General features: G+C 69.5%; 7 protein-coding genes and 1 tRNA gene. 5 read left to right on the top strand and 3 right to left on the bottom strand.

Annotated elements, in window-relative coordinates; genetic code table 11:
• The first annotated feature begins 247 nt into the window (after positions 1–247).
• On the top strand, positions 248–1759 hold the full coding sequence (locus tag ACFYW8_RS09625; protein WP_389069750.1) for a helix-turn-helix domain-containing protein: 1512 nt from the start codon (positions 248–250) through the stop codon (positions 1757–1759).
• Positions 1760–1955: 196 nt separating this feature from the next.
• Here the strand turns inward: ACFYW8_RS09625 and ACFYW8_RS09620 are convergent, their stop codons facing one another.
• Positions 1956–2672, bottom strand: coding sequence for a DUF6461 domain-containing protein (locus tag ACFYW8_RS09620; protein WP_389069747.1), 717 nt, complete (start codon positions 2670–2672; stop codon positions 1956–1958).
• A gap of 465 nt (positions 2673–3137) precedes the next feature.
• Here ACFYW8_RS09620 and ACFYW8_RS09615 point away from each other — a divergent pair, with 465 nt between their 5' ends.
• Together ACFYW8_RS09615 and ACFYW8_RS09610 are read left to right on the top strand one after the other, a co-directional pair.
• Entirely contained in the window at positions 3138–3371 is a 234-nt protein-coding gene (locus ACFYW8_RS09615) for a hypothetical protein (protein ID WP_389069743.1), read from the top strand.
• Positions 3372–3789: 418 nt separating this feature from the next.
• Positions 3790–4446, top strand: a complete 657-nt coding sequence (locus ACFYW8_RS09610) for a hypothetical protein (RefSeq protein WP_389069739.1) — start codon at positions 3790–3792, stop codon at positions 4444–4446.
• A gap of 207 nt (positions 4447–4653) precedes the next feature.
• Here ACFYW8_RS09610 and ACFYW8_RS09605 read toward each other — a convergent pair.
• Positions 4654–4726 (bottom strand) — tRNA-Arg (locus ACFYW8_RS09605).
• Positions 4727–4886: 160 nt separating this feature from the next.
• Positions 4887–5288, bottom strand: coding sequence for a hypothetical protein (locus ACFYW8_RS09600; RefSeq protein WP_389069736.1), 402 nt, complete (start codon positions 5286–5288; stop codon positions 4887–4889).
• A 460-nt stretch (positions 5289–5748) separates the two neighbouring features.
• Here ACFYW8_RS09600 and ACFYW8_RS09595 point away from each other — a divergent pair, with 460 nt between their 5' ends.
• A complete protein-coding gene (locus tag ACFYW8_RS09595; protein WP_389069731.1) occupies positions 5749–10743 on the top strand; it encodes an RICIN domain-containing protein in 4995 nt (1664 codons plus the stop codon).
• Positions 10744–10865: 122 nt separating this feature from the next.
• Entirely contained in the window at positions 10866–12200 is a 1335-nt protein-coding gene (locus tag ACFYW8_RS09590; protein ID WP_389069727.1) for a hypothetical protein, read from the top strand.
• The last annotated feature ends 96 nt before the right edge of the window (positions 12201–12296 follow it).

Below are 12296 nucleotides of genomic sequence, written 5' to 3'. Positions count from 1 at the left end.
CCATGTACGCCGTCGGCGGCCCGTCGTTCAGCAGGCCCCGCGAGGCGATGGAGGTGACGGTGAGCAGCCGTCCGCAGCCGCCACTACGAGATCACCGGCAGTGGCCCGCTGGTGTGCAAGCTCACGTTTCGCAACCGTGGAACCATCCCAGCCGTATTGACGTGCAGGCATGGGGAGTGCCCTGGTGTGCCGTCCCGGATCGGGACATGACCGCACAGGCCGACGGATGGATGCGAGTACGGACCACATGGGTGAAATCCACTATGAGACAGCGGAGTTGGCGTCACTGCTGACGCGTCTGAAGGAACGTACAGACCGCAGCTACGCGGCGCTGGCCCGTCGGCTGGGCATGAATGCCTCGACGCTCCACCGCTACTGCGCCGGAGAGGCGGTCCCCCTGGACTTCGCCGGGATCGAGCGGTTCGCCGCCCTCTGCGGAGCCTCCACCGAGGAACGCGTGGAGTTGCACCGCCGGTGGATCCTGGCAGTCGCGGCACGGCAACGACCACGCCCATCCGATGCCGGACGGGCACCGACGCCCCACGACACCACGAGCAGCGCGGCATTGACCGTATCCGCGAACCACAGCAGCCCGGCGGACGAGGAACCCGAGCCGACCTCGCGGGCCGCCCCGCGCCCCGAGCCGACCTCGCGGGCCGCCCCGCGCCCCGAGCCGACCTCGCGGGCCGCCCCGCGCCCCGAGCCGACCTCGTCGGCCGCCCCGCTCCCGGGGCCGACCTCGGGGGCCAACCCGCTCCCGGGTCCGATCCCGCCGGCCGACCGGCAGCCCCACTCCGGGCGCCCCCGACGACGGCCCGTGCGATCGATAGCGCTGGCGGCCTCGCTCGCCGTCGCGCTAGCCGGCCTCACCACATCCGCTGCCGGACCCCCCTCCGATGGCGGTGAGTTGCCGGCCTCCGCCCATTCCACACCGAAACCCTCCGGGGCTGCCACGCACAGCCGCGGCGGCCCGAAGAAGAACCAAGTGAGCGTCGGCACGGTCCATCCGTCGGCCTCTGCCCGCACCACACCGAAACCCTCCGCGCCTGCCGCGCACCGCGGCGGCGGCCCGAAGCAGAACCGGGCGAGCGACGGCACGGTCCCACCGCTCGCCCCGCTCACCTGGACGGCCGACTCCCATGTCTGGCAACTCGAATGCGACCATGAATACGTCATCGCCAAGCAACCGCAGCAGGTCCCGCCACCGCCGACGCCGGGGGACGCCGCGGCGTGGGCCGCGTCCCAGCGCGCGGTGCACGGGCGCACCACCGATCTGCGGATCTCGGTGCAGGGACGAGGCTCCGCCTCCGTAGTCCTGGAGGCACTGCATGTGCGCGTGGTCAACCGCACCACCCCCGCCGCCGGCCGGGGCATCGCCTACTCCATGTACGAAGGCTGCGGCGCCGTTCTCACTCCCCGCTACTTCTCCGTGAACCTCGACGAGCGCCGACCCCTGGCCCGGTCGATGCCCGGCGACGATTCGGACAGGCCGATCCCCGCGCTGGATTTCCCCTACCGGGTGTCCCTGCAGGAGCCGGAGGTGCTGCAGGTCTCCGCGCGCACCGAGTCCTGCACCTGTGACTGGTACCTCGACCTCGAATGGTCCTCACAGGGCCGGACCGGAACGGTGCGCATCGACGACCACGGCCGCCCGTTCCGCACCACCAGCATCAAGGGGCTACCGCTCTACTGGTACCGCAACCCCGCCGGCTGGGTCCCCATGACCGCCGCCTACGACGAGGCGGAAACCGGCGACTGACGAAGCGACAGACCGCCCAGCCCGTCCGGTATCAGGACTGCCCGGCGTCTCGGGGACGGGCCTCCGGCACGGATTCGACAGGTGGCCACAGGTGGCCACAGGTGGCGACAGGCCCTGCTGCTCCCGGGCGACTCGAACGAGGCAGGCTTCTCGTCGGGCGACATGGAAGTGGCGGTGGTCGGTGACACCTCGTGTGTCAGGGCTGATCTCGTCGCAGCTGTACGTGCGTCCCCGCGCCGTGCGCGTCCGTGACGTCGACGGTGATGCTCCGCCACTCCTCGGCGTCTTCCTCCGGGACTTCCCCCACCTGGTACTCGGCCTCCGCCAGGAGCTCCTCGGTCACCCGTACGCCTGTCAGCCGCTCTGCCAGCGCCAGGACCGCTGCCTTCCTGTCGACATCGGGATCTTCGTCCCCCGACGGGTTGAGGCCGACCTCCGTCATCAGGCCGTTCAGCTCATCGGGAGTGCTGCCGGTCCTGTTCGAGGGCCACTCGAAAGTCGTCCGCAACTCGCCGTCTTCGTACCAGTGGAAGAAGTGCATGGGCTTCCCGCCGTTGCTCGAATGCGAGACAGCACGCGTCCCCGCGGAGAGTGCCTCCATGGGGCGCGTTCCCAGATCGCCTCCGAACTCCAGAGCGAGAGTCCAGTCCCCTCCCTCGCCCTGCGCGGTGAACGCTCCCGCGAGGAAGGCTTCGGGCCACTCCTCGTACCCGTCCAAGAACTCCTGCTCTGCTGCGATGAACCCACTGAGGCCCTGACACACGCCTCGCGGCTCGGCCCCCACGATCCGGAACAACTCCGAGGGCGAGACTCCCCGGACCAGCGTCAGGGTGTACCCGACCTCCAATCCGTAGGCGAACAGCGAGGACGAGGAACGTATCCAGCCGTAATCGGCTGCGGTCGCGAGAGTCATGCGGCCCATCCTGCCAACGCCCACTGACACTTGGGCCGCGCTGTTTCCGAACGCCCAGGGGCGTCCTTCGGACCGGGTGACGGCGCCTGACCCTCTGACGTCGCCCGACACCTCTGCCGACGGTTGACCGGGATCTCGTGGACGATCTCGCAGTGGGCCGCGGGCGCAACGTTGCCTGCCGTCTCCCGGGGGCGCCCCTGGTGCACAGCGTGGCTGACCGCTCGTCCGACAGCCCCGCCTTACGCGGATCTCATCCGCTCCCGCGGGTCCTTGGAACTCCCTCCCTGCAGGCGTCGTGCCAGGAAGTTGCCGGAGGACGGCAGAGTTCAGCGAGTTGTTGCTGCCGGGGAGTGCCCGGTCTGCGGCGACAACCGAATGGCTACCGTTGCCTGGGCGGTCTTCGGCGATCAGCGCTGGGACGCGGGTCGTGATGAGCGGCGGTCTGTGGCGAGTACGGGGGTGACCATGGTCTACCTGGTGATGACTGCGATAGCGGTCGTGTGCATCGTGGCGGCCGCGGCAGTCGTGCTGGTGCGCCGCGATCGGCGCCGGATGGCTGCCAGTCCAGAAGCGCGGCGAATCGAAACGGCGGCGACGAGAGGCCTTCGTGATGCGCGCCGGCAGGCTCACGCCTATGAGCATTTCAGCGATGCCAGTGGCAGCATCAGTGCCCTGCGGGATCGTGACTCCCGTTCGTAAGGCCATCAACGTGCCACCCTCCCCCTCACCTCTCCCACCACCTCCTGCCGGACGTGAAACGTCACCTCGACGGCTTCGCGGGGGCTGGCCGTGACGGTCGCGTCTTCCTCGGTCCGCAGGATGGTCGGCTGCGGCGGAGCGACTTCCGGGATGACTGGATCAGAGCGCGGGCCAAGGCGCACATCACGGCAGACGTGCACTTCCACGATCCCCGACACACGGGAAACAGACTCGCCGCGGCCGGCGCGAGCTGCGCGAGCTGCGCGAGCTGATGACCAGGATGGGCCACAGCACGCCGCGGGCGGCACTGATCTATCAGCACGTGGTGAGCGGTCGGGACCGTGAGATCGCTGATCGGCTCGGCTCGATGATCCGCAAGACGCGGGGTGATGCGGACTCCGAGCGATACGGTGCTGTCATGTCACGATCAGGCGAAACCGGATCAGAGTTGTCTCCCGTCACCGCGGACGACGTCGACCTTGCTGTGCGGCTCGCCGTGGGCGTCCTTCGGGAGGCACCCGCGGCGGGGTGGGGCGGTAAGGCCGGTTCGCTGGAGTGGGACTGCTGGGAGACCGTCGAGCACCTCGCCGACGATCTGTTCTACTACGCCGTGCAGATGGGGCCGCAGAGCCCGCCGCTGGACACCCATGTGCCTTTCGCGTTGAGCCGGAAGAGGCCGGACGGACCCGCGAACTTCCTTTTCGTGGACCGTGATGCGGGTCCGGCCGGCCTGGTGCAGGCGCTGGAGGCGAGCGGCGCGCTGCTGGTCGCCATGGTGCGCACCACGCCGCCCAGGGTCCGCGCCCACCACGCCGCCGGAGTGTCGGACCCCGAGGGCTTCGCGGCGATGGGGGTGGTGGAGGCGCTGGTACACATGCACGATCTGGCGGAAGGCTTCGGGCTTGCCTGGACCCCGCCCTCCGCTCTCTGCTCGCGCGTGCTCGCCCGCCTGTTTCCAGAGGCTCCGGGCGGCGCGGATCCCTGGCCCACCCTGCTGTGGGCCACCGGGCGCGCCGAACTGCCGGGGCACCCTCGTGTCACTACGTGGCGCTGGGACAGCACACCCCGGTCATAGGAGCGGATCGGCTTCAGTCTCCGCCACGCGGATGATCGTGCCCTTACCGCGGCGAGAGCGCACCGGGCCACCAGTCCCGACCAGCAATCCGGCGAACCCATGCGGTCACGGCACTGGCGGACCTTGTGGCACGAGTGTGGCACGGCCGTGATCATGAGAAAGGGCCAGTTCGAGAGGATCAAGCCTCTGAACTGGCCCTTAGTTGTGTGCCCCCGGCAGGATTCGAACCTGCGACACCCGCTTTAGGAGAGCGGTGCTCTATCCCCTGAGCTACGAAGGCGGGGATCTGTCGGAAAGCGTGTCTGAAAGTCTGCCGGGATGGGCGGACCGCTCAGGCTTGCTTGGCGACAGGTCGTGATGGCAGCCCGTGAGGGCGTAGCCACCGCGGTCAGTGTAGCGGGTGGCGCCTGATCCGAGGGCGGAGAGATGTGCGCACCGGCTCAGGCGGCGAGCGCGTGGGTGATCTTGGCTCGGGCGACGGAGTTGCTCAGCCAGGCGTAGCCGATGTAGATCAGCCGGGCCGCGTCTGCCCCGTAGGCAGGGACTCTCTTGTGGGGGTAGCTCTGGTCGAAGCGGGAGTGCTGGAACTCGCTGTCCTGGCGGAATCCCTTGAGGCGGCGGCCGGCATGGGTGTCTGGCGATATCTGCCGCAGGTGCTCGGTGCGGTTGAAGTGTTGCCGCCTGGTCGAGGGGGCGATCTCCTGGTCCTCCGGGGTCTCGTCGACTCGGATGCGCAGGGTGTGGTTCTTCATCTGACAGGGGATGGTCAGCCGGTGGTAGAAGCGGGTCCGCTTCGAATCGCGGCTCTCCAGTTCTTCCGGCGGGGCGCGGTTGCGCCCCACGCAGGCCACTTGGGTGGAGTCGAAAACCGGCCATACTTTGCCGGACGGGCACAGGCCGCACTCCACCTCCTGGGCACAGGAAGCGCACAGAAAATCCATGCGCCGCCGGGTGACCGGGACCCCGACCGCGGACCGTTGGGCGGCAGGAGGTTTCACGCCAGCGCCCTCACGGGCGTATCGAATCTCTGTGCGGATCCTGGTATGTCTGCATAAGGTGGCGCCGCGTATGACGCGGAACCTGACCCGTTCCGCGTTCGCGCACGTCATTCAGCGACCGGGGGAACACTGTCGCTCACGGGGATGAGTTGCGTCGCCATGCCGTCGTACCGGCGCGGCGCATGTATCGATGCGGTTGGTCCAGCGTGCTCCTGAGCACCCCTCAGGAGCAGCTCGCCGCTCTCCGCTGTTCGGCCGCTCCTCGGGCTCGTACCCCCCAGTGAACGCAGAAAGGGATGCCTTCTTGCACCCCAGACCATGGTTCCGGCTGCCCGCAGCACGAAGATCGCGAAAGCTCACCTCCGCCGTCACCTCGGCAGCCGCGCTGGCCGTTCTGGCCGCTCTCGCGGTGCAGCCCGGCTCGATCAGGCCGAACACCGAGCCGGTGGCCGACTCCTACCCCTGGTACGACGACACCGCCGCCGAGCAACTGCGCCAGGACCAGTGCCTGATGGCCGACGTACTGCGCCTGGGCGGCCCGTTGATGGCCGCGACCGCGCAGGACGGCCTCAACCAGACGCCGGACAAGCTCCACGTCCTGGCCGACCGCAAGAACTGGGAACGGACACCGCTTGCCGTCGCGTACAACAACGACCGCGACGCGGCGGGCAAGGAGATGGACGCACTCTCCGCTCAGCGCGACGGGTGGAAGAAACCTCTGGACGGTCTTGCGACGCCCGGCGGATTCACCGACACCGACTTCCACTGGCCGCCCGACGGCGACAAGAGCTTCTACTCCCAGACCGGTCTGTCCGCCTGGGTCGCCGACCGGTTCTGGAAGACCGACTCCGACTTCTACGACGACGCCACCCCGAAGGCCGACGACAAGACCCTCAAGGCCGTCGACCAGGTGGGCGACCCCCTCTACGGGAAGGACCCCGATCCCACCGGGACGACGCAGGCGGAGTGGAATCGCGCGCTCGCCGAGCGCAGCGCCTTTGAGTGGATGCACGGGGGGCCCGCGACGAACGCCGGCGCGGACGACTCCCGTCTCTTCCTGTCCTCCGGTGGCTTCCCGCACAGCGCGCCGCAGCCGGGCACGCCGGAGTACCGCATCGCCGTCGAGGACGTGAAGTCCCGCTTCGCCGCGTGTGGTTGGCGGGATCCGGTCGACCCGGACGGCGTGCTGGGTGACATCACCTCCACGGCGGCCGGCGAGTGGCAGCAGGAGGTCGCTTCGCAGGCCGCTCAGCGCAACCAGATCCTGGGCGCGAACAAGGACGCGGTCAACGCCCTTTCCAAGGGTGCGAAGGCTTTGAGTGACATGCTGGGCCAGTCCTGGGACGCCGACCGTCTCACCCGGTGGCAGGACTACTGGATGCCGGGCGGTCTGGGCTGGGTGGGCGACAGCCCCACCGTCATCGAGGTGCACGCCGCGAAGGACAAGTGCCTCGACGTCCAGGGCGGCAAGAAGGACAACGGCACACCGGTCCAGGTCTATACGTGCAACGGCTCCGCGGCGCAGAAGTGGGTGCTGTTGGGCAGCGAGGACAAGCTGCACCTGCAGAACGTCAACTCGCTCAAGTGCATGGACGTGGCCGGGAACAACACGGCGAACGGCACGACAATCCAGATCTCGTCGTGCAAGGACTCCACGTCGCAGACCTGGGCGTCCGAACTGCGCGGCGCCACCAGCCTGAAGAGTGTCGGTACGGGCAAATGCCTGGACCTGCACACCTTCGACAACGGCAACGACGCCAAGCTCTACACCTGCAACGACACCCCTGCGCAGCAGTTCGACATCAAGCCGTCCGGCCACAACGGCACCGGACAGCTGGACTACCCGGACAAGGCGCAGTTCACCAAGGCGACGGCGGGTATCGCCGCCGCGCAGGCCGCCGCGAAGAAGCAACTGGCTGTCCTGAAGGCGCAGCTCGCTGCCGCGCAGAAGGCCTCGACCACCTCGGACACGGCGGTCCAGGCCGCCTACGGCATCGCCGACACCAGCGGCGCGCCGCGTGGCCGCGGTCTGCTGGTCGGGCAGCAGAAGGACCAGGTCACGCAGGGTGCCGCCGCCGCGCTGACGGCGCTGGAGAAGGCCGGTGAGACCGCCGAGGCGGCCACCCGCGCCTCCGCCGGGGACAGCGCGACCATCGCGCAGCGGGCGCTGGCGCAGGCCGCCCAGTCGAAGGCGGAGTTCCGCAAGAAGGCCGCTGAGACGGCCGAGCTGCAGGCGAAGGCCGCCGCCGACGCCGCGAAGGCGCACCGGGACAACGCCAAGAAGGACAAGGAGACCGCGCAGGCCAAGCTCACCGACGCGCTGACGGCCGAGGGCGACGCCAAGGCGGACGCCGCCGACGCGCACGCCAAGCGGCTGGCGGCGGAGGCCGAGGAGAAGACGGCCAAGGCGCAGAAGGAGACGGCCGCCGTCAAGCGGTCCGAGGCTGCCGAGCACCGCAAGAACGCCGAGTCCGAGGCGACGAAGGCGAAGGACGCCAAGGACAAGGCGGAAGCCTCCGAGAAGACCGCCGGGGACCGGCGCGACGACGCGGTCAAGGCGAAGGACCACGCCAAGTCCCTGCGCGACGACGCCTGGGACGCCGAGCAGAAGGCCGACGCGACCCGCGCCAAGGCCGACGCCAAGGAGGCGTACGCCGACTCCCTGGACGCCGGTGACGCGGCGACCGCCGCCCGCGCCGCCGCGAACGACGCCGACAAGGCGGCCGACGACGCCGAAACGGCAGCGACCAAGGCGCGCTCCGAGGCCGACGCCGCCACCCGGGCGGCAGCCGACGCGGACGCCGCGGCCACCCGCGCCGAGGCCGCCGCCAAAAGCGCCCGCTCCGACTCCGACGCCGCCCAGGCCGACAAACTGAAGGCAGACGCCGCCGTCAAGACCGCCACCAGCGCGGTCGCCGACGCCATCAAGGCCTCCCAGGACGCCTCCACCGAGGCCAAGGACGCGGTCAAACTCGCCGACGAAGCCGAACAGCACGCCAAGGACGCCAAAACCCAGGCCAATGGTGCCAACACGGAGGCGGCCAAGGCACTCGCAGCCGCAGCGAAGGCCGCCGGCTACGCCCACGTCACCGCCCAGGCCGCAGTCGACGCCGGCGCAGCCGCCAAACAGGTCGCCGACCCGGCCAACGACGCCATCCAGCTCGGCTCCGCCTACGCCGACACCGACTCCGCCGCCGGCCTGGTCGTCCTGACCGGACAGGGCTCGAAGACGATCGCCGACCAGCAGCAGGCCGTCGCCGACGCCCACGCCACCAACGCCGCGGCCGAGGCCCGGGCGGCCAAGAACCTCGCCGACCAGGCCAAGGGCGACTCCAAGGAGGCCTACCAGCACGCGGCCAACGCCGCCGGATACGCGTCGGACGCCCGCACGTACGCGAAGGACGCCCTCGGCTACGCCGCCGACGCAGCCAAGGCCGCAGCGGCAGCCTCAGCCTCCCTGGCCCGCACCATCGACTACGACAACCAGGCCACCACCGACGCCTCCGCCGCCGACAAGGCGGCCGGCAACGCCGAGGGCTACGCCAAGGACGCCCGCGACAGCGCCGACGCCGCCGAACTCGACGCCGCAGCCGCCCGCACCGCCGCCACCCAGGCCGAACAGGACGCCAAGGACGCCCGAGCCGCCGCCACCCGCGCCGACACCGCCGCCACCGAAGCCGAACAGGCCGCCAAAGACGCCGACAAATACGCCAAGGAAGCCCAAGAAGCAGCCGACAGAGCCGAGAAGGCGGAGAAGGCCAAGCAGATCAACACCGGAACCGTCCCTGACGGGAACGGCGGCACGATCGGCAAGATGTTCTACGTCGTCGACCACGTCCAGAAGGTCGGCGAGCCGGAGGTCACCAAGAAGTCGGACGGCTGCGACGGCTTCATCGACAAGCTCTTCTACAACGGCGACTGCACGATCACCGTGAAGATCCGGTACATCCAGTTCCTCGACCTCTACATGTGCACCGCGGAGGACCTGGATCCGCAGAAGTACAAATGCCCCTCCGAAGCGACGCTGTACCTGGGCAAGACCCAGACCAAGGAACAGTCGCAGACGGTCACGCGCACCATCACGATGGAGGAGTACCAGAGGGGCGTCGACCCCGTCGACATCCTCTTCGGCAGCTGGATCAAGTGCGCCGAGAAATTCAGCTCCGGTTTCCAGTCCGGCAGCTGGACCGGATGCGCCTGGGCGGGCCTGGACGTCGCGAGCCTGTTCGCGGGCAAGATCCTCGCGCCCCTCGCCAAGGCGTTGCGCGCCGTGGACGCCTCACTCGCCACCGGCGTCGGCATCCGGGACGCGTTCAACGCCCTGAGGGCCCTGGACGAGCTCGACCCGGCGGCCCTCAACCGCATCGAGAAGACGGCCAGCCTCTACGAGGATATCGCCGCCTCCTGCCGGGTCGACAGCTTCCCCGGCAGGACACGGGTGCTGATGGCGGACGGCAGCCTCAAGGCGATCAGTACGGTGCGGCCCGGCGACCGGGTGCTGGCCGCTGATCCGGAGAGCGGCGCGCAGCGTCCTCAGGCGATCAGCGCCACCTTCGCGCACGACACGGACCACTTGGTGCGGATCGTCCTCGCCGGCGGCAGCAGCATCACCAGCACCCCTGGTCACCGTGTCTATGTCGTCGGTCTCGGCTGGACCCACGTGAACGAGTTGCACCAGGGCGACCGGCTGCGCTCACCCGACGGTGAGACGCACTCCGTCACCGCTCTGCGGGACCTGACCGATACGGCACCGCGCCAGGTGTACGACCTGACCGTCGACGGACTGCACACGTTCTACGTGCGCTCCGAAGGGCAGCACGCCGCTGACCTGCTGGTCCACAACTGCGTGAACCTCGCCGATGAGACGGCCTACCCGGAATCGGGGGCGCACACGCTCTCGAAGCACGTCGACCGGAACGCCAGGCAGGCTATTGCCGACGCTCAGGCGAACGAGCGCAACGGCTTGGCCCCGATCAGCACGGTGTGGACCAACGCCGAGATCGCCCAGCAGGCCGTCGACCGGGTCGTCTCCCAGTACTTCTTCCCCAACGGCACGCGGAGGGCGGACAGTTTCAAGGCGCTGGACAACTTCCTGAACAAGCGGGGACAGTGGCGCGACAAGGCCGAGTTCCCGATCACAGGCAAGTGGGATAAGTACGCTTCGCTGGGCACCGTGTACAAGGCGAGCGGCCCCGCGGAGGCCGCGGGCAACGAGGTTCGGGTGGTCCTCAAGCGACTGCCGGGCAAGAAGAAGCACGAAGGCTTCATCGTGTACACGTCGTATCCGTTGCCCAAGTGACAGGCGCCCCGACGGGCACCGAGGCACATGACATGAACGGCTGACCGACATCCACCCCGGGTGGGCCCGCCCCGAATGGGACGGGCCCACCCGACGACGTTCTCTAGGAGCAGGACACCACCATGGCGAGACAGCGTGAGCAGTACGGCCGGTTCTACGAGGGCGACTTCGGCCTCAGCGCACTCGCCGGCAAACTGTCGGCGGCGACAGGCTCCCCCGACGAGGCACGGTCACTGCGCCTCGCGTCCGAAGTGGCCGCCGTCTGCGAGGGCGAGGGCGCGGTCGAACTGGGCGTGGACGCGCGCTGTCTCCTGGACTCCCCTCTGCCCGACGAGGTCATCCGCACAGCGTGGCTCGCGGCCACGCACGGGCGCTTCGATCCCGCTGCGTACGAGTCGGGCGTCCGAGGCTGGCTGCACCGCCTCGCGGAACAATGGCCGGGCCTCGGGCGGGAGCGGGCTCCCGGACACTGGCTCGCCCGGCCGAGCATCACGGAGGACGAACTGCGCGAGGCAGTTGTCGCGGAGATCCGCGCATCGGCGGGCTCGCTGGACCGCGCCGTCGCCGGGACCGGCCCCGCCGCCCTGTCACCCGGCACGGTCGCGGAATCCCTGGAGGCGATCGTCCGAGAAGGCGACGGCGACCTCGGGCTCAGGCTCCTCCTGCGCGTGCTGAAGGCATACGGCGTACCGGTCGGCAAGGAGCAGTACGACCGTCTCATGGCGTTGGACACCGCGCTCGGCTGGCCCGGGCCCCTGGTGTACGACGGCCTCGACGTCCTGTGGCCTCCCATCGACACCGCGCGCCGCGACGCCTCGGGCGACTTCGGTCTCTCGGCACTCGCGCCCTGGTTCGAAGGAGCCTGGCAGGAGGACCCCCCGCGCGAACGTGTCCGACAGGCCGCGGCCGCCGACGACAGTGCCCAGACTCCGGGCTCGGCGGCGGCCCTGCTGCTCGCCGACGCCCGCCGCCTGCGCGACTCCTCGCTGTCCTCCGAGACGATCAGTGTGCTCTGGCTGTCCGTCTCGGGCCGGGGCTACAACATCGACCTCCTCGGCATCGACGCGCGGGACTGGCTCCGGCAGATCGAGGACGTGTGCGAAGAGCGCCTGAGTGACGTCGCCCCCGAGTACCGCCACGCCCCACCACCTGTCCGGACTGATCTCCGGGACGCCGTACTGCGGGTGGTGCGGGAAGCGAAACCGCTCCTGCCGGAGGTGGAGATCAGCCCGCACTGGGAAGCGATTCCCGGCGAGAGGGCCCGGCACGCCATCGGGGAAGTCGTCACCGACGTGGACGCGGACCTCGGATTCCGTCTGTTGCTGCGGTTGCTCGCCGTGGCGTCCGTGCCTCTCTCCCAGGAGCAGTACAGTCACTACCAGGAACTCGGCAGCCGGTTCGGCTATGGCGAGCACCACGTCACCGGGGAGCTGTGGCAGTCCGTGGAACACGCCTGACCGGCGGGCGGTCCGCGCCCACATGACGCACCCCCACCCCGTTCGAACTCCGTTGACAACGTCACGGCTGAGCGCGGCGGAGAAGATCCCGTCGGA

This window comes from Streptomyces sp. NPDC002742 (assembly GCF_042888885.1).
In the GTDB taxonomy this organism is placed as follows: domain Bacteria; phylum Actinomycetota; class Actinomycetes; order Streptomycetales; family Streptomycetaceae; genus Streptomyces.
Note: the sequence above shows the minus strand (reverse complement) of the source record. Positions and strands in the feature narration are given on the sequence as shown.

Excerpts from the sequence above, each read along its gene's own strand:
- ACFYW8_RS09625 (WP_389069750.1), top strand. The coding sequence starts at position 248 with ATGGGTGAAATCCACTATGAGACAGCGGAGTTGGCGTCACTGCTGACG.
- ACFYW8_RS09620 (WP_389069747.1), bottom strand. The coding sequence starts at position 2,672 with ATGACTCTCGCGACCGCAGCCGATTACGGCTGGATACGTTCCTCGTCC.
- ACFYW8_RS09615 (WP_389069743.1), top strand. The coding sequence starts at position 3,138 with ATGGTCTACCTGGTGATGACTGCGATAGCGGTCGTGTGCATCGTGGCG.
- ACFYW8_RS09610 (WP_389069739.1), top strand. The coding sequence starts at position 3,790 with ATGTCACGATCAGGCGAAACCGGATCAGAGTTGTCTCCCGTCACCGCG.
- ACFYW8_RS09590 (WP_389069727.1), top strand. The coding sequence starts at position 10,866 with ATGGCGAGACAGCGTGAGCAGTACGGCCGGTTCTACGAGGGCGACTTC.